Below are 232 nucleotides of genomic sequence, written 5' to 3' on the forward strand. Positions count from 1 at the left end.
ACCTGCAAGTACATACAATCCCTGCGTGAGCAGTCCGTCAATGATGAACTCCTTCGGCTTGAATACTGTTGACAGTATTTCTTCTGCGGTTTTCGTTTGTAACATATTACTCATGTGATTCCTCCTTTCCCATGAGATTCCCGAACACAGCCGACAGCTTTTTTCGTTACGGGCAAGTTGCTCGTGCGAACTATTTGTGTGGGCTGTGTCCGACGGATTTCTGCTATCCCAA

Source organism: Ruminococcus sp. AF37-20 (assembly GCF_003460465.1).
Taxonomy (GTDB): domain Bacteria; phylum Bacillota; class Clostridia; order Oscillospirales; family Ruminococcaceae; genus Hominimerdicola; species Hominimerdicola aceti.